Below are 16,122 nucleotides of genomic sequence, written 5' to 3'. Positions count from 1 at the left end.
AGAAACTTTTTGAATTTAGACAACAAAAAAATCCCTCTTCAAGCTGAGGGATCTTTTTAGTTCGGTGCAAAAATTTTTACAAATCTAAGGCCGATCGTGGATCAGCAGCACGATCCAAAAGGTAGAGAATAGGCTCCCAGTTATCGTCAAATACCGTATCGATCACGGAAGCTCCTGGGTAAAACCCTCCACCCCATATGGATGAAGGAGAAAGCTCAAAGGTAAAACAAAATACATTAAGCTCTCCGTATAACCAGTCACAGGTATCTCCCGAAGCAATATATAATTCCGATGATTGCATAGGATCATAATGATTCATCTGAGCCATATCTGTCGCCATTTTTTTAAATATGGCTTCGTCTTCACCACCGACACCTTCATAAAGTCCACCCCAAGGATAAAGTATGAGCTCAGAAAAAGTATGAAATGATAAGGCTATTGTTATATTTTCATGAGCTAAAAAGAATTCTTTAACGGCTTGGGTTTCAGGCTCAGAAAATGCCGATTCCCCCATATAAACTTCAGAATAAGGATTGCTTGATGAGCCCCCTGTGCCCCAACCATATCCATAGTTTCGATTTAAATCGACACCATAACTGCCATTAGCATTAGAGCGACGATTTTTACGCCACGATTTATAGCGTCCACCCTCGATGTCGTACATGGCTCCATCAGGGTTAACCATGGGAATAATGTATACTTCGTTCCCATCAATAAGATTTTTTATATTTCCATCAAGATGGTACTCATCTAAAAGTTTTTGCGCTAGCATGATCGGCATTTCTGTTGAGAGGTGCTCTCTTGCATGATGGGTTCCCAAATAGGCAATAGCAGGAACAAGTTCCTCAGCTTCACTGCGTTTGCCCGAAATTTTTATCCCCCAAATGTCTTTACCCAAAACAGACTTTCCAATGGAAAAAACGCTTGCTAAATCAGGATATTCACTTTCAAGCGCTTTCAGATCTTCATACATTTCATCATAGGTATGAAACTTTTCGTCTCTGCTAGGAAAATCCATCGTTGCAGCCAAAAATGAAAAATCCTTAACAGCATTCTCGTTAAGCACACTCGTGGTTATAATTTTTTCTGAGTGCATTTTATATAAGCGCTGCATTTCATCAGCGCTGACTACTGAAAAAATTCTGTCGTTTTCAATGGAGTCGATATGAATTTCATTGGCAATTTGAGAACGTTCCTCCACATTGTTGGCAATCATTTCCACAACAAATGATGTTGATTCATCCTTTTTTGCAACACTATTAAGGCTGTAAATCAAAAGAAAACTTGTAAGCAACTTTAAAATACGCATTATCCCCCCAGACCTGTGCGCGCACCAAAAAAATAATTTTTCACCTTTCTCTCAATTGTAAAACAATCGTATAAATTTGTTCCACAAATCAACAAATTATTTTACTGTATTTTAAAAAGAGCACGGCTTTAGGTCTGTGAGAGAACTGAACTATGCCAAGGAAAAAACTTTAAAAAAATATCACAATCGGCACTAATGACAAAAATGCCAGCATCAATAATACCCCGCCGATTGGGGCAAAAAAACCAATACCTGTCCACAAAAGCAGGTGCTTTAAATAGATAGAGCCACAAAAAAATACGATACCCAAAAGGACAAAGGTCTGAGTAAGGATGATCCACAGGCTAGGAGTTGTTCGCCATAGAACAGACAAAACTATCAACAGCACAGAAAACAACAACTGATAACGAGCTGCTGTGGAAAGAGAGTGCTGTGCTACAAGGGTAAAATTTGAACCAAGAAATTTCTCAAGTCCATGAGCAATAAAAGCATCCATCATCAGCGCACTACTTCCCAAAAGAACAGAAAAAAGCCAAAATATCTTCATAAGCATTCCGTCCAAAGTCTTAAGGATTTCCAATTGCCTTCTACAGATACTTAGCTATACAAATCTTCTCGCAATTTCAAAACAGTACCTAATATTATCAAAGCGGATAATGCCAATCCCAAAAATTAACCAAGCTTTTCTGCCCCCCAGCAAAGAAGGGCATAGCACCCAAAAAAACAAGTTTAATTTTATAGATATTTATTCTTTAACAAATTCACTTCATCCATAAATGACTTAGAGGCTGTAAAAAAAATCAAATCTCAGGTGGTAAGCCAATTTTCCAATCGTCTGATACATAATCTTGCATTAGCGATGTAGTTCATTGATTCCTGATGCTTTGTATTCTTCTCATAGTTACGCACCAGACGCCTATTTCGATTCAGCCAAGCAAAAGTTCGTTCTACGGCCCAACGAAATATTTGTGGTACAAACCCCTTTTGCCCTTTTAAACGTTCCGCAGTTTCTGTGCTTACGCCTACTCTCAAGCCTGAAGACAAATTCTTATATGCGTTATCTCCAAGAATCTTCGCTAATCTGGGAAACTTCTCGCGCTTATTGAGCTCAGTAACCAATTCCTCGCCGGCAACCCTATCAGATACATTTGCTGCGGTACAAATGCATAGGAGCATCAATCCCATCGTATCAACAACGATGTGGCGCTTTCTTCCATTAATCTTCTTTCCCCCATCCAAACCACGCTCATCTACTCCTGGTTCCGCTGTCTGTGATTGGGAGTCGATGGAAACAAGTGAGGGGCTTGCATCTCTGCCAGCACAGGTTCTGACTATTGCCACGAGAATGCAGTTTAAGACCGCCCACAAACCAGAAACAGACCAGGTGCGAAAATAGTGATAGACAATACCGTGAGGAGGAAAGTCATTGGGTAAACAACGCCACACACAGCCGTTCTTTAAAACATAGAATATGGCATCAACTATGCTCCGAAAGCTATAGACACGACGTCTGCCTCGTTTGGCGTTAGCAGGAAAAAGTGGCTCAATCACTTCCCAGGCACAATCTGACAAACAGGTCTCATACAAGCACGACATGATATTTCCTTTCAAAAAGGTTTTCACGTCATACTTTCGTCACAGCGACATTTATTGAACCAGAATTGCCAAATTGATTTTTTTTACAGCCTCTTATTAATGTTCCCCTTGACTACTCCCATCCCCTCGCGCCAGCTGCCTGCAGCTAGTTTAACAAGCTTGAGCTCATCATACACCTTGAACTCACCAGATACTCCGAGAATTTCTTCTCGAGATGAGTACCAAAAATACTTCCAAGGGGGCTGATCCCCAGCAGGATAATCATTTATATACTGATCCTTCATACTTTGATTTAAACAATTATGAGGTACCAATATTTGAGCTTGCTCTTTCAACAAATCATCGGCATTGGCAATAATACACTTAAGCGCACTTATAAAAACTGGATCCCTTCTTTGGGGAGCCGAGAAAACTTGCAAATCACCTTCATCGAAAACAGTATGGTAAGGGTACAAATTTCTATACAAATCAGCATCAAAGCCAGGATTTAAATTTACTCCTAGCCTTTTTTCCAACTGGTTGTCAAAAAAGTTGGGTAATTCCTTGAAATAAGTGGTGGTATCAAAGTAGTAACCGCCAAATTCAGCTACTACCAACTGGCCTAGAATATCAACTTCACTGGCAAACATCTTCTTTTCGTTAAGTTTATCAACAAGATCTTTTAATTGAATCCTTTCATGTTCATTAAGAGATTGCAGTCCGTTGGATTTTTCAATTAAATCATCTATAGACTTAACTTTTATAAAGTTTTCCTTGCCACTAAATAGTTCTCTAGCAGATAAAACTACAGATTTACGAACCCAAAAATTTACATCAATATTTTTATTTCTACTACTATTATCTCTTGATAAAAGCTCATACAGTCTCTCAGGTCCCAACCCAGCCATAAGTTTTCGCTGATCAGTACCTAAGTCTCCCATCCAAACATAATGGATCTTATTTTCATAATTAGCGCATAGCCTTCCAACATAAACACAAACTAATAAAAAAATTACAATTCTCATATAACCCTCAAACGATAAAATATTAAAAAACAACTTCACTCATCCGACTCAGACTAGGAAAACTAACGCATTCGGTAAAATTGTTCATGAAATGTGCCAGTTGCATTTCTCGGCAGCTTTGGAGGGTGGATCAGCTTATTCCAATTTTCTGTTCTCTTGAAGCTGCCGATTCGTTTTAATTTCGGCCAAAGTCGAGCTCAATATATATATAAATAGTTTGTCATCCCCGCGCAGGCGGGGATCCTGGCAAAACGGCTAACTAACCTGAGTTTCGTTTAAGCCCTGGAAGTTTTTAAGAAAAAAAATGCTTAAAAGTCTGAATAACCCAATTTCAAACGGTCAAGCACTATGAAAAATCTAATAGAACTTTTTTGTCATGTAGATGACTTTGTAAACAACATCACAGACGCTACTATTCTTTCGTTGGAAAGTAGCGATTGCAAAAAGAGCAGAAAACACAGAGGCAATCTATCTCTTAGTGAGATGATGACTATTTTAATTTTTTTCATATGTCCAACTACAGAAACTTTAAAGCCTTCTATCTAGAATATGTTTCTCGGCATTTGCGAACAGACTTTCCTAAGCTGACCAGTTACAGTCGCTTTGTTGCCACCATGCCAAAAATAAGCTTGCCAATGGTTTTATTCATGCATGAACTTTTTTGGCAATGCACAGGAATATCTTTTATTGATTCAACATCTGTTGCTGTATGCCATAATAAACGTATTGCCCGAAATAAAGTTTTCAAAGAATATACTGCACGCGGAAAAACTTCGATGGGGTGGTTTTTTGGTTTTAGAGGCTGTAAAAAAAATCAATTTGGCAATTCTGGTTCAATAAATGTCGCTGTGACGAAAGTATGACGTGAAAACCTTTTTGAAAGGAAATATCATGTCGTGCTTGTATGAGACCTGTTTGTCAGATTGTGCCTGTGAGGTGATTGAGCCACTTTTTCCTGCTAACGCCAAACGAGGCAGACGTCGTGTCTATAGCTTTCGGAGCATAGTTGATGCCATATTCTATGTTTTAAAGAACGGCTGTGTGTGGCGTTGTTTACCCAATGACTTTCCTCCTCACGGTATTGTCTATCACTATTTTCGCACCTGGTCTGTTTCTGGTTTGTGGGCGGTCTTAAACTGCATTCTCGTGGCAATAGTCAGAACCTGTGCTGGCAGAGATGCAAGCCCCTCACTTGTTTCCATCGACTCCCAATCACAGACAGCGGAACCAGGAGTAGATGAGCGTGGTTTGGATGGGGGAAAGAAGATTAATGGAAGAAAGCGCCACATCGTTGTTGATACGATGGGATTGATGCTCCTATGCATTTGTACCGCAGCAAATGTATCTGATAGGGTTGCCGGCGAGGAATTGGTTACTGAGCTCAATAAGCGCGAGAAGTTTCCCAGATTAGCGAAGATTCTTGGAGATAACGCATATAAGAATTTGTCTTCAGACTTGAGAGTAGGCGTAAGCACAGAAACTGCGGAACGTTTAAAAGGGCAAAAGGGGTTTGTACCACAAATATTTCGTTGGGCCGTAGAACGAACTTTTGCTTGGCTGAATCGAAATAGGCGTCTGGTGCGTAACTATGAGAAGAATACAAAGCATCAGGAATCAATGAACTACATCGCTAATGCAAGATTATGTATCAGACGATTGGAAAATTGGCTTACCACCTGAGATTTGATTTTTTTTACAGCCTCTAAGAGGTATTTTTCTTCCAGTTCGCTAAAATTAGTATCGTGTGAGTAGTTTATTTCTATAGTCTGCAATGCGGAACTAATTTTAATAATGTCAGCGGGTTCTTCAATGCTCAAGTTAAGCCCAGATAGTGCACTGAGAGAAAAAGACAAACTTAAAAAATATATTTTCATAAAAATCTCACATTATTGAGAGTCGAGCGCTTTTTTGAGGGCTGCTTCAAGAATTTCTTGATCTAGGATTCCGTTCTTAGCCCAAACAACAATTCCTGAAGGATTGATAATATAAGTGGTTGGCAGGGTTTCCGCACGCCAATTGTTCATGACCGCGGAATCAACAAAACCGAGTTGATAGTTAAGAGAAAATCGATCTTTTAGTGCCAGTACGTCTTCCTTGTTGCTATCAACTATTGCCCCCACAAAGGATATTTGCTTTTTATACTTAGCAGCCATTTTGCTTAAAATTGGTAGCTCTTTTTGGCATGGCGGACACCATGTAGCCCAAAAATTAACCAGCATGGGTTTTTGTGCAGAAAGATTTTTAAAAGAATTACTCCTACCCGAAAGACCCAAAATTTTGTCGTTTATGGGAGCGAAAGAGCCAATCTTTAGACCAGGATTGTACCGACCTATAACAAAAAACGAAATCGCCGATGCTACACACAGGTAAATAACAATCCTAAGGATTTTGTGGTTTTGCGTGGGTTTGGTCTTCATTGGAAGCCTCATCTTTAGAAGGATCGAGGCCTTCTATGGAAACTTTGTCTTCAAAAATTAATTCAGGTTCTAGCGAACTTGGTTGAAGCAGCTCTTGTTTTTCAGTAGAGGTATTTTGTTCTGTTTTTGTTGTTTCCTCTTGCGAGTTTGGTTCTAAAGGGGACTCTACATGAGGCGGAGTAATAGTGAGCAGAGGATCTTTGTTAGGCTCTAGTTTTGGTTGTTCAAAAAAACTTTCGGGAGAAAGAGCTTGTTTAGCTGGTGGAACCTCATTGGCGTTGGCAGGAGCTTTCTTGGGCATAATGTAGAGCTCACCTTTTTCTTTACGAATTGTGAGCATTCGGGCCCCATAAAGATTTTCTGGTATCAGACTAATATTTTCAAATGGCGCAGAGGGATCGTAGTAATAGGTTTTGTCATCCAGCGTGACCGCTACGATGACTGAATAAAAAAGAGCGGGTGAAAAAATGGTTATAAGATCTGGGTTTATATATTCACTCGAAATAGCAAGAAGTTCAGAGGAATATCCTAGGCTTGTGAACATTGCTTTGGCTAGTATGGCAATATCAAACGGTGAGCCAAAACGCTTGGCGAAAGTTTTTGTTGCAGGTTGAACGCTTTGTTCCAGGTAGGGACCAACAATGGCTCTTCTTTCAATATCATTATTCAAAAATGAAAATATTCGAACGATTTTAGCAATATTAGAAGGCTGTTTTTGAGCTTCTTCGTTGGAAAATTCTCGAATAGCTTGGGAAGGATAATCGTATCGATCAATCCGGTTGTAGAGGTAGCTTGCTACCTGGCCCCAGTTATCAAAGGGAGGGTTTCGTTCATTTTGTGTAGGAGATTCAAAAGTAAAAAATAATTGCATGCGTTGGGCAGGAGTTTTACTTTTGGTATCTAAAAATTCTTTCTGAAAAATAAAGCGTGTGCCGAGTCCTTCTTCATTATCCCTTTGTCCCCAAAGGAGATTCTTATGTTCAAGATGGGTAGGTGTAAACACGCAGGGAACACCATTATCTGTGACTTGGAAATGAGACTTTACTCCGAAAGGAATATCAACATTAAGAGTGGTTTTCAGCGTGGGTACACTCTCTTCAAAATAAATTGGAGAGTGCCAGCGAGTATCCATCCACGTGTAAGTAGTGGTGAGAATTACTTCTTCTCCTGATTTTAAATAGGGTATGACAAGAGACAGCTTTGAACGGGCAGGAGTCCACACTCTTTGGTTTTGGTTTACAACTGTTTGAGATACTTTTTGGGCCTCAAATTCCCTTATCACTTTTCCGTCTTTTTTTACTTGGGCATAAAGGTTGGCATCATACATCAAGGGATCAATCACCAATTCTCGTTTAAAGGGAAGGCCTATGTGTGCTTGTGAAAACTGGTAATGCTGGATTTGGGTGATTGATAAATATGCAGGCATCCGTGACTTTGCCGGCACGAAAATAAGATTAACATCATTTTTCGTGATTGCTATTTCATGAGCTAACTCAAAATTAGTTTTAGTGACTATAACCCGTTGGATGCAGGCGCTTTGAAAGATTCCTAAAAGTATAAACAAGTAAATTAGTTTTTTTGAAAACATATCAGCGAGCCTTTAGTTTAAACCCTTACGTGATAGAGGGGGTTAACAATAAAATAGCCTGATTAGAGTAAAAAGCACAATTGGGTTTTTATCTTGTATCTGCAGTCACTTTGTCTGACCCCATAGCTTTGTTTGAAATATAATTGCTGACAAGTATTTTAAAGCTATCTCTGATTACGTTTTTTGCTAATTATTTATCGCTAACATGTAGAGTGAGATCTGCAAAATTGTTGATACTAACAAAAATTATTTTTCAAAAAACATAAATGATCGATATTTAGAGTGTGGCATAAAATAATTTTGATTGAGGGCTTGTATATCTCGATGCCTATGCAACTTTTTTGTAAGAAACAAAAATTTTTTAGGTAGGATATGAAAGGTTTAATGCTTGTTTTTATGCTGCTTGCTATAAAGTGCACGGCATTAAACGAAATATCTCTTGCCGTATTTATGGGGGGCGAACTTCAAAGCTCTCCACATTCAATCCCTACAAAAAGGCAAGAATCTTATGCTCAATCAGCAATTTCACTCTTGGGGCACTACCAAGCGCTTATGGTGAAATATCTTAGACAGCTCAAAGAAGTGGTCGAAGATGGGGGTGAGTGGATCTTTCTTTTTTGGTGGAACAATTGTTCATATTATTTTCGCGAGCTTTCTTATTATTTTGAGGAATCAATCAATTCGTTGATAAAATTTTTTTTGTCGCTTCATTGGGTTGTGATGGCAACTGTTTTTTCTCTTTTATCTTTGCTGCTACATCGTTCATGGAAATTATCTATGAGTATTTTTGGGGGATGTTTTATTGTTGCGAGCCTTTCTTTGTGGAATGAAACCATTGAAACCATCGTGCTGGTATCTCTATCGACAATTCTTGCTTTGCTTATCGGGATACCTGTCGGAATAGCTGCTGCTTATCGGCCAAAAATTTATAAAAGAATACGGCCAATCCTTGATTTTATGCGCAGCATACCGACACCAATTTATTTTTTACCAACATTAATTTTATTTGGTTTAGGTATGGGGCCTGGTCTTATTTCTACTGTTTTATTTTCTGTTGCAGCACCCATCAGAGCGACCTATGCAGCTATGAGGCAGGTCCATAGAGACTTAAATGACGTTATAGAAGCTTTTGGAGCAAATTTTTGGCAAAGGTTGATCAAGCTCGAAATGCCGAGCGCTTTTCCTGAGATGAAAAGGGGAGTCAGGCAGTGCGTAATGCTTTCTTTTTCAATGTTGATTATTGCAGCCTTTGTTGGAGCTCAAGGCTTGGGTAAGCCATTGGTACAAGCCCTCAATACTGCAGACATAAAGCTTGGATGCCAAGTAGGTATTGCTATTATAATCGTCTCTCTTCTTTTAGATAAATTACTGCCCAATGAAGCCAGGTAGTTTGGTGTTTGGCTTTTACAATTTTGAAATTTGGGAAAAATTTCCTTCCTTGCAAAAAATTAGCTTACGTTCGATTTTTTGGAGGGAACAATAAAGATGCAACAATTGCGCTGCCAAGCAAGAAGCAAATCACCAACAGTGAAAAATATATTGGTAACTGAACAATAGTGCTCAGAAGCATTTTGCTGCCTACGAAGAGAAGTATTAAGGCCAGTCCTACTCTTAAATAGTGAAAACGGCTCATTGCATGGGCAAGAGCAAAATATAAAGCGCGAAGACCTAAGACTGCAAAAATATTTGAAGTAAAAACTATAAATGGATCAGTGGTGATGGCAAAGATCGCGGGTATAGAGTCAACGGCAAAAACAAGATCGGTAGCCTCAACCGTTAACAAAACCAAAAGCAGTGGTGTGGCAACATATTGGCCTGATTTTTTCACAATAAATGCAGTGCCATGAAAATCTTTGGTCATTGGTACGAATCGCCAAAAAATACGCACGAGAAAATTTTTTCCAGGATCACTTTGAGAGGCTTTTTCAAAAAGAAGGCGCACCCCGGTCCACAGTAAAAAAATGCCAAAAATATAGACAAGCCAGTGATATTTTTGTAAAAGTGCCGCCCCAGCAACAATCAATAAAGCTCTCAATAGTAAGGCACCAATAATGCCCCAAAATAAAACTCGATGCTGTAAAAATTCAGGTACGGAAAAATATGAAAAAATTACGATGAAGATGAAGAGGTTGTCTACCGATAATGCTTTTTCAATTAAGTAACCGCTGAGAAATTCTAAAGCGGGATCGTGACCGAACCACAGCCATACCAAGAGATTAAAGGCAAGAGCAAATCCGATCCAGACTAAGGTCCAGGTCAAAGCCTCTTTAACTCGGATTTTGTGGGCTTTTCGATGAAAAATTCCCAAATCTATAGCCAACAATAACAAGACAAAAATTATAAAAGCAGCCCATAAAAATGGAGTTCCAATGCTTTCAATTTTCATATGACCTTCGAAAATATATGAGTGTGAGGTTTTAAAAGTTTTCCAAATGCCAGATTAGCAATGAATGGATCACAGAGGCAATTTTCCGCTTCTTTAGGGGGAGTAATATTTTTATTTGCGTCTAACGCTTGACAAGTTAAACCATTATGCGATTTTAGCCCGCATGCGCTCGTAGCTCAGCTGGATAGAGCATCAGACTACGAATCTGGGGGTCGCACGTTCGAATCGTGCCGAGCGCGCCACTTAACTCCCCGAAAATATTGAGTTTTATCCTAAGTAACTATGAGAAGAATACAAAGCATCAGGAATCAATGAACTACATCGCTAATGCAAGATTATGTATCAGACGATTGGAAAATTGGCTTACCACCTGAGATTTGATTTTTTTACAGCCTCTTAAGCAAAACTCAGGTTACGATAGGCGTTGAGTGGGGCGGAAAAAAGGAAGTTAGGGAAATTAACAATGAAAGCACTTATATTACTTATCGTTGCATTATCGCAACTGATCTTTATCCCTGCGCTGTCCATGAATGCTATCAGCACCGATCAATATAAAAAGAAGCGCGGTATTTTCATGGATCACCCTAGTGCGACGGAAGCGAATTTCATCAAAGAAAAATTTGACTGCGGGAAGGTTAAGCACTCGCCTGTAGAGTTTGGCTATAGCACCGTGGATAAGATCACATCGAACTCCGTAATTCATTATAAGTATCACGAGGTTACTCCGGGCGCATATCGCAGGACCATTAGTTTTGCAGTGTTCCCCAACCGTCATAATGTTTCGCAAGTGGTATCCAATAAATCGGATCTCCCCAATGAGGATCTCCTATGCACCGAGAAGTATGCGAGCATCTCAGTGCAATTCATTGGTGATCACGAGCTGGAACTCTTCATCCTTAGCGAGTATAGCTCGATGAATGAGCCCGAAGACTATACAGCAACGGTTGGGCAGACCATTAACTGGATCATCAGCGAGTTCATTCCAAGCGGGGTTTTTCACTCTGCCACCAGGGTTTTTATTGAAGACAGCTCGATTGAGCTTGAGAAGTACCTGATCGAATTATTTAGTAACCTGAAACTTAAGGTGGCCAAATACCTGCCGATCCAACCCGGTATCAACAAATACTTTGGGATTACTGTCAATCTTCAGAGTAGTAGGTAATACAAAAGCCTTTTTTTGAAAATGCCTACCTGACCAGGTTCAAACAGATGTGGGATTTTTGCGATAAATAAGAAGGGACTCTATTTTGGAATTGAGAGCCAAAGAGGAGCCCCTCATGCAGCAACATTACTTGCTTCACCAAGTATATTATAAAATAAAAAAAGTTCGCGTAAGTAGCTCAGATAAAGAAGCACAAGAACGATTTGATGCGGTAGGACGCTTTGAAGCAGCACTATCTAAGCTCGACTTTGGCCGAAATTTGATGATTTAATTTTTCATCATCCACGTTATGCGGCTTGGCAAAGTGCTTGAAGAATAAGGTTGTCATTCTTATTGCTATTATTCAACAGCCGCATGGTGCCTGGGTTGTTTTGAAATAGGTGATGCCAGGGACTGTTGTAGGGATCGAAGCCGAATACCCTTGATAAGAGGCTGTAAAAAAAATCAAATCTCAGGTGGTAAGCAAATTTTCCAATCGTCTGATACATAATCTTGCATTAGCGATGTAGTTCATTGATTCCTGATGCTTTGTATTCTTCTCATAGTTACGCACCAGACGCCTATTTCGATTCAGCCAAGCAAAAGTTCGTTCTACGGCCCAACGAAATATTTGTGGTACAAACCCCTTTTGCCCTTTTAAACGTTCCGCAGTTTCTGTGCTTACGCCTACTCTCAAGCCTGAAGACAAATTCTTATATGCGTTATCTCCAAGAATCTTCGCTAATCTGGGAAACTTCTCGCGCTTATTGAGCTCAGTAACCAATTCCTCGCCGGCAACCCTATCAGATACATTTGCTGCGGTACAAATGCATAGGAGCATCAATCCCATCGTATCAACAACGATGTGGCGCTTTCTTCCATTAATCTTCTTTCCCCCATCCAAACCACGCTCATCTACTCCTGGTTCCGCTGTCTGTGATTGGGAGTCGATGGAAACAAGTGAGGGGCTTGCATCTCTGCCAGCACAGGTTCTGACTATTGCCACGAGAATGCAGTTTAAGACCGCCCACAAACCAGAAACAGACCAGGTGCGAAAATAGTGATAGACAATACCGTGAGGAGGAAAGTCATTGGGTAAACAACGCCACACACAGCCGTTCTTTAAAACATAGAATATGGCATCAACTATGCTCCGAAAGCTATAGACACGACGTCTGCCTCGTTTGGCGTTAGCAGGAAAAAGTGGCTCAATCACTTCCCAGGCACAATCTGACAAACAGGTTTCATACAAGCACGACATGATATTTCCTTTCAAAAAGGTTTTCACGTCATACTTTCGTCACAGCGACATTTATTGAACCAGAATTGCCAAATTGATTTTTTTTACAGCCTCTAAGGCTTTACAGAAAAATAAAAAGCGCATAGAAAGCAGGTCGAGGGGTTGTAGCTCAGCTGGGAGAGCGCTTGAATGGCATTCAAGAGGTCGTCGGTTCGATCCCGATCAGCTCCACCAAAAGCCGTCTATGAGGCGGCTTTTTTTTATGGTGTTTAAAGTCAAAAAGAAGCCAAGTTCTCGCTAAGATCTGGAATAGTAAATTCTGTAAATTGTTTAGAATCAGCACCTTAGCACTCACCCTTACAGACATGCCTCGGAGTTTTTTGGGCCCAACTTACTCTTCCCTAACCTGATTGACAAAAAGCTATGGATTAGCTCTAAATATCGCGTCTTTTGGCTTTTTTGGCTAAAAAGTATTGATAAATAAATCCGCCACCTCTTCTGCCCCTTAATTTTTTGGCCGTGGATCGGGTGATGTGTGATAAGCGCGGGAGAAAAAATGGTTGGTTATGCTGTAATCGAAATAGGAAGCAAACAACATCGGGTTTCGGTTGGTGAAAAGCTGTTGGTTGATTTGCATGCAAATAAGATGGTAGGTGATACCATCGAAGTGCAAAAAGTAATGATGTTGGGTGGAGACGAATATCGCGTTGGTAAACCTTTTATTGACGGAGCAAAAGTAACCTGTACGGTAAGTGATATGGGCAAAGAAGGCACCGGGGTAAAAGGCGAAAAACTTCGTGCTTACAAGAAAAAACGCAGAAAGGGTTTCGATAAAACTATTGGCCACCGTCAACGTTACACTGAAATAACTATTAGCGACATCAAAGGCTAAAAGGAGAGATATAAAATGGCTCATAAGAAAGGCCAAGGGTCTACAAGAAACGGTCGTGATTCTAACCCGAAGTTTTTGGGTGTTAAACGCTCTGACGGACAGTTTGTATTAGCCGGTAATATTTTGGTGAGACAACGCGGAACTAAAATCAAAGCAGGGGAAAATGTGGGCATTGGTCGTGACCACACTCTTTTCTCTCTCGTTGATGGCCGAGTGAAATTTTCAAAAGGCCAAAATCAACGTGTATACGCAAGCGTCAACGCTGTTGAAGCCTAGATACTAAGACGTTCACTTTTAAAAAAAAGGCTGCGCATCTGCGCAGCTTTTTTATGAGCCGGCAAGAAAAAGTTTAATGCCTCTTAAAAGCATCTTAACAGCTATCAGAGCACACACCATACCGATCACACGTTCAGCCACATGCATTCCGGTTTTTCCAACTTTTGACAATAAAAATGGTCCAAGCAAAATAATTATGGCAGTGAACAGCCATGCTAATAACACCGCAGACAGAGAATAAAGCCAAAATTGCTCTTGCTCGTGAGCAATTAATATCACAGTAGCAATAGATGAAGGCCCCACTACTAAAGGCATAGCAATGGGCACTAGGAATGGCTCTTCCTCTAAGTTTTGCAGGTTCACCATACTAGAACCAGGAAAAAGCAAACTAATAGAAAAAAACAAAAATATGATACCGCCGGTAACTGTTACTGCTGCGTGAGAGACATTGAGTGCAGCAAGCAAATAAGTTCCTGAGAAATAAAATATCAACAGTATTATTAAGGCAAAACTTACCTCTCTATACAGAATGACTTTCTGTCTGCCTTTGCTAAAATTTGAAATGAGAGTTGCAACTATACCGGTATTACCAATAGGATCGAGTACCAAAAAAAGTTGCAGGGCTTTGGCGATAATTAAAGCAAGCACCGTACTCATTATCTAATTCCTTCTGCAGCAATGCTGGCAAAACCTTTTAAGAGCATTTCAACTGCCATCATTGTTAACAAGAGCCCCATTAATCTTTCCGTTGCAATCAGCGCTCTGCGCCCCACCACATTTCTTATTTGTTGCGCAAAAAACAAAACAGTGATTGATAATATCCAAGCTATCATCAAAGCATACACCAATTGATGTCCTGAAGTTTCCTGATGAGCATAGAGCATGATGGTGGTCAAAATTGAAGGGCCGGCAATCATGGGGGTAGCGATGGGGAAAATAAATGGCTCTTCTTTAAATGTATGAATCGTAGGTTTAGGAACAGGAAAAATCATGCGAATAGCAATTAGAAATAAGATGAGCCCTCCTGCAAGAGAAATAGTCTGGGTGTTGACCTCCAAAGCCTCCAACAAATAGTCGCCGATTATATAAAAAAATAACATTATCAAGAGAGCTAAAAACATTTCGCGCACAATAATCAACTGCCGGCGAGATGAATCGAGGCGTTCAACTAACTCTAAGTAACCCATAATATGTCCCACCGAATTCATGATCAAAAACATGGTTAATGTGGTGGAAAAAAAACTCATTTTTAAGCCTCGTAATCTTTAACATCTTTTTTAGGTAAAAATACTTCGCAAGCATTAACAATACTCACTTATATTTCATTGCATCTCTTTATGAAAAAATAAAATCAAGTCTAGGAAAACTCAACAAGGTTCACAAAAACTTTCAATAAATTGCTGAAAAAACTGTTTGGGGCATACCGTTTAAGGAAAAAATAAAATCCTTCGAAAAATAACACATCGCTGGGTATAAAAAATTTTCTGCTGCTTTGACATCTTTTTTCTCCCCCAATGTAACATAGCTCTTAACACACTGAAAATATTATTTTTACTACTTAAACCATATACATACTTAAGATTCTTAAAGTATTTTTTTATATTTTCAGTGTTCCTGCTTTACTTTTAGGGGGAATTTTAATGAACTTAACTTTTCTTTGGCTTCTTTGGTCTTTATTTTCATTTGCATCCTTGGCCGACTTCATTGTTGAATTACCTTCTGGAGAATTTATTGGGCTAGGGAAATGGGACACAAACCTCGGCCAATCAGGAGAATTTCAAACCTATATAAAATTTGATAACAATACTTCCAATGCGAATTATATTTGGACAGATGGAAGCACCAGCCTCAATCTGACTTTTAATTTTGCTTCCGATGGGTGGTTTGGTGTGTTCTCTGATGGGCAAGAGGTTGGTCAAGGATTTTGCATGTCTCATCAGTGTCGTTACTGGATGACCATCGATTCAGCTTTTTATACAGAAACCCTCACCTTTGCTCTCGATCGTTTTTATAAAATTGGTTTTAAAAAGATAGATGACCAAATTATTCGCTGGCAGGAAATTTTGCGCGCCATTGGAGATTTGCCAATCGGAATTCCAAACTTGCCAATAGTTCCCGAATTGCCAATTCCAACGGATCCTGTTGGCTTGCTGCCTGAGTTGCCTGGCTTGCCCTTAGATGGTTTGCTACCAGGTTTACCTGTTCACTAATAATTGTGCATAATTTTTAAAAAAATCCTCCATCATTATTAAACGATGGAGGATTCTTTCTTG

General features: G+C 39.7%; 19 protein-coding genes and 2 tRNA genes. 10 read left to right on the top strand and 11 right to left on the bottom strand.

Annotated features, from left to right (window positions below):
• Nucleotides 1-76 precede the first annotated feature (76 nt).
• The 4 genes from H6731_08675 to H6731_08660 all read right to left on the bottom strand — a co-directional run bounded on the left by H6731_08675 (nucleotide 77) and on the right by H6731_08660 (nucleotide 3,942).
• Nucleotides 77-1,309 (bottom strand): zinc carboxypeptidase, encoded by a 1,233-nt coding sequence (locus H6731_08675; protein USN50326.1) that lies wholly within the window; start codon nucleotides 1,307-1,309, stop codon nucleotides 77-79.
• A 169-nt stretch (nucleotides 1,310-1,478) separates the two neighbouring features.
• Complete coding sequence (locus H6731_08670) at nucleotides 1,479-1,856, bottom strand: DUF423 domain-containing protein (GenBank protein ID USN50325.1); 378 nt, start codon at nucleotides 1,854-1,856, stop codon at nucleotides 1,479-1,481.
• A 260-nt stretch (nucleotides 1,857-2,116) separates the two neighbouring features.
• Nucleotides 2,117-2,932 (bottom strand): IS5 family transposase, encoded by an 816-nt coding sequence (locus tag H6731_08665; protein ID USN50324.1) that lies wholly within the window; start codon nucleotides 2,930-2,932, stop codon nucleotides 2,117-2,119.
• Between the two features lie 56 nt (nucleotides 2,933-2,988).
• Complete coding sequence (locus tag H6731_08660) at nucleotides 2,989-3,942, bottom strand: hypothetical protein (protein ID USN50323.1); 954 nt, start codon at nucleotides 3,940-3,942, stop codon at nucleotides 2,989-2,991.
• A gap of 614 nt (nucleotides 3,943-4,556) precedes the next feature.
• Between H6731_08660 and H6731_08655 the strand changes: the two genes are divergently transcribed.
• Both H6731_08655 and H6731_08650 read left to right on the top strand, forming a co-directional pair.
• On the top strand, nucleotides 4,557-4,772 hold the full coding sequence (locus tag H6731_08655; protein ID USN50322.1) for a hypothetical protein: 216 nt from the start codon (nucleotides 4,557-4,559) through the stop codon (nucleotides 4,770-4,772).
• Between the two features lies 1 nt (nucleotide 4,773).
• Nucleotides 4,774-5,589, top strand: a complete 816-nt coding sequence (locus H6731_08650; GenBank protein ID USN50321.1) for an IS5 family transposase — start codon at nucleotides 4,774-4,776, stop codon at nucleotides 5,587-5,589.
• Here H6731_08650 and H6731_08645 read toward each other — a convergent pair.
• From H6731_08645 to H6731_08635, 3 genes are read right to left on the bottom strand one after another with little or no spacing between them, the layout of a single operon-like run.
• Nucleotides 5,532-5,783, bottom strand: coding sequence for a hypothetical protein (locus H6731_08645; protein ID USN50320.1), 252 nt, complete (start codon nucleotides 5,781-5,783; stop codon nucleotides 5,532-5,534). The genes H6731_08650 and H6731_08645 overlap by 58 nt on opposite strands.
• 12 nt (nucleotides 5,784-5,795) lie before the next feature.
• The gene (locus H6731_08640) at nucleotides 5,796-6,326 is read right to left on the bottom strand and encodes a TlpA family protein disulfide reductase (protein USN50319.1); all 531 of its coding nucleotides are present in this window, start codon (nucleotides 6,324-6,326) and stop codon (nucleotides 5,796-5,798) included.
• Complete coding sequence (locus H6731_08635) at nucleotides 6,289-7,914, bottom strand: hypothetical protein (protein USN50318.1); 1,626 nt, start codon at nucleotides 7,912-7,914, stop codon at nucleotides 6,289-6,291. Before H6731_08635 ends, H6731_08640 begins: the two co-directional genes overlap by 38 nt.
• Before the next feature lie 372 nt (nucleotides 7,915-8,286).
• Between H6731_08635 and H6731_08630 the strand changes: the two genes are divergently transcribed.
• Entirely contained in the window at nucleotides 8,287-9,303 is a 1,017-nt protein-coding gene (locus tag H6731_08630; protein USN50317.1) for an ABC transporter permease subunit, read from the top strand.
• A gap of 64 nt (nucleotides 9,304-9,367) precedes the next feature.
• Here H6731_08630 and H6731_08625 read toward each other — a convergent pair whose 3' ends face one another.
• Nucleotides 9,368-10,300: a TerC family protein gene (locus tag H6731_08625; GenBank protein USN50316.1), complete on the bottom strand. Its 933-nt coding sequence runs from the start codon at nucleotides 10,298-10,300 to the stop codon at nucleotides 9,368-9,370.
• 165 nt (nucleotides 10,301-10,465) lie between these two features.
• Between H6731_08625 and H6731_08620 the strand changes: the two genes are divergently transcribed.
• The 3 genes from H6731_08620 (at nucleotide 10,466) to H6731_08610 (ending at nucleotide 11,733) form a co-directional block, all read left to right on the top strand.
• Nucleotides 10,466-10,542, top strand: a tRNA-Arg gene (locus H6731_08620).
• A 221-nt stretch (nucleotides 10,543-10,763) separates the two neighbouring features.
• Complete coding sequence (locus H6731_08615) at nucleotides 10,764-11,462, top strand: hypothetical protein (GenBank protein ID USN50315.1); 699 nt, start codon at nucleotides 10,764-10,766, stop codon at nucleotides 11,460-11,462.
• 115 nt (nucleotides 11,463-11,577) lie between these two features.
• Nucleotides 11,578-11,733, top strand: a complete 156-nt coding sequence (locus H6731_08610; GenBank protein ID USN50314.1) for a hypothetical protein — start codon at nucleotides 11,578-11,580, stop codon at nucleotides 11,731-11,733.
• Nucleotides 11,734-11,913: 180 nt separating this feature from the next.
• On the opposite strand, the gene H6731_08605 is transcribed toward H6731_08610, so the two are convergent.
• The gene (locus H6731_08605; GenBank protein USN50313.1) at nucleotides 11,914-12,729 is read right to left on the bottom strand and encodes an IS5 family transposase; all 816 of its coding nucleotides are present in this window, start codon (nucleotides 12,727-12,729) and stop codon (nucleotides 11,914-11,916) included.
• 110 nt (nucleotides 12,730-12,839) lie between these two features.
• Between H6731_08605 and H6731_08600 the strand changes: the two genes are divergently transcribed.
• From H6731_08600 to rpmA, 3 genes are all read left to right on the top strand, one after another.
• Nucleotides 12,840-12,915, top strand: a tRNA-Ala gene (locus tag H6731_08600).
• A 301-nt stretch (nucleotides 12,916-13,216) separates the two neighbouring features.
• Nucleotides 13,217-13,573, top strand: coding sequence for a 50S ribosomal protein L21 (gene rplU, locus H6731_08595; protein USN50312.1), 357 nt, complete (start codon nucleotides 13,217-13,219; stop codon nucleotides 13,571-13,573).
• Nucleotides 13,574-13,588: 15 nt separating this feature from the next.
• Nucleotides 13,589-13,849 carry a 50S ribosomal protein L27 gene (gene rpmA / locus H6731_08590; GenBank protein ID USN50311.1) on the top strand — a complete coding sequence of 87 codons (261 nt, stop codon included), beginning with the start codon at nucleotides 13,589-13,591 and terminating at the stop codon, nucleotides 13,847-13,849.
• Nucleotides 13,850-13,900: 51 nt separating this feature from the next.
• Here the strand turns inward: rpmA and H6731_08585 are convergent, their stop codons facing one another.
• A complete protein-coding gene (locus H6731_08585) occupies nucleotides 13,901-14,506 on the bottom strand; it encodes a MarC family protein (protein ID USN50310.1) in 606 nt (201 codons plus the stop codon).
• Nucleotides 14,506-15,096, bottom strand: coding sequence for an antibiotic transporter (locus tag H6731_08580; protein ID USN50309.1), 591 nt, complete (start codon nucleotides 15,094-15,096; stop codon nucleotides 14,506-14,508). The genes H6731_08585 and H6731_08580 overlap by 1 nt, the downstream gene beginning before the upstream one ends.
• Nucleotides 15,097-15,489: 393 nt before the next feature.
• On the opposite strand from H6731_08580, the gene H6731_08575 reads away from it, so the two are divergent.
• Nucleotides 15,490-16,059 carry a hypothetical protein gene (locus H6731_08575; protein USN50308.1) on the top strand — a complete coding sequence of 190 codons (570 nt, stop codon included), beginning with the start codon at nucleotides 15,490-15,492 and terminating at the stop codon, nucleotides 16,057-16,059.
• The last annotated feature ends 63 nt before the right edge of the window (nucleotides 16,060-16,122 follow it).

The organism is Myxococcales bacterium (assembly GCA_023898405.1).
Classification (GTDB): Bacteria; Myxococcota; UBA727; order UBA727; family JABDBI01.
The sequence above is the reverse complement of the archived record's forward strand: the minus strand, read 5'-3'. Positions and strand labels throughout refer to the sequence as shown.

What these genes read in the sequence shown, in the direction of transcription:
- H6731_08645 (USN50320.1), bottom strand. Translation starts at nt 5,783, where the DNA reads ATGAAAATATATTTTTTAAGTTTGTCTTTTTCTCTCAGTGCACTATCT.
- H6731_08615 (USN50315.1), top strand. Translation starts at nt 10,764, where the DNA reads ATGAAAGCACTTATATTACTTATCGTTGCATTATCGCAACTGATCTTT.
- H6731_08670 (USN50325.1), bottom strand. Translation starts at nt 1,856, where the DNA reads ATGAAGATATTTTGGCTTTTTTCTGTTCTTTTGGGAAGTAGTGCGCTG.
- H6731_08655 (USN50322.1), top strand. Translation starts at nt 4,557, where the DNA reads ATGCATGAACTTTTTTGGCAATGCACAGGAATATCTTTTATTGATTCA.
- H6731_08585 (USN50310.1), bottom strand. Translation starts at nt 14,506, where the DNA reads ATGAGTACGGTGCTTGCTTTAATTATCGCCAAAGCCCTGCAACTTTTT.
- H6731_08630 (USN50317.1), top strand. Translation starts at nt 8,287, where the DNA reads ATGAAAGGTTTAATGCTTGTTTTTATGCTGCTTGCTATAAAGTGCACG.
- H6731_08610 (USN50314.1), top strand. Translation starts at nt 11,578, where the DNA reads ATGCAGCAACATTACTTGCTTCACCAAGTATATTATAAAATAAAAAAA.
- H6731_08575 (USN50308.1), top strand. Translation starts at nt 15,490, where the DNA reads ATGAACTTAACTTTTCTTTGGCTTCTTTGGTCTTTATTTTCATTTGCA.
- H6731_08580 (USN50309.1), bottom strand. Translation starts at nt 15,096, where the DNA reads ATGAGTTTTTTTTCCACCACATTAACCATGTTTTTGATCATGAATTCG.
- H6731_08640 (USN50319.1), bottom strand. Translation starts at nt 6,326, where the DNA reads ATGAAGACCAAACCCACGCAAAACCACAAAATCCTTAGGATTGTTATT.
- H6731_08625 (USN50316.1), bottom strand. Translation starts at nt 10,300, where the DNA reads ATGAAAATTGAAAGCATTGGAACTCCATTTTTATGGGCTGCTTTTATA.
- H6731_08635 (USN50318.1), bottom strand. Translation starts at nt 7,914, where the DNA reads ATGTTTTCAAAAAAACTAATTTACTTGTTTATACTTTTAGGAATCTTT.
- H6731_08675 (USN50326.1), bottom strand. Translation starts at nt 1,309, where the DNA reads ATGCGTATTTTAAAGTTGCTTACAAGTTTTCTTTTGATTTACAGCCTT.
- rpmA (USN50311.1), top strand. Translation starts at nt 13,589, where the DNA reads ATGGCTCATAAGAAAGGCCAAGGGTCTACAAGAAACGGTCGTGATTCT.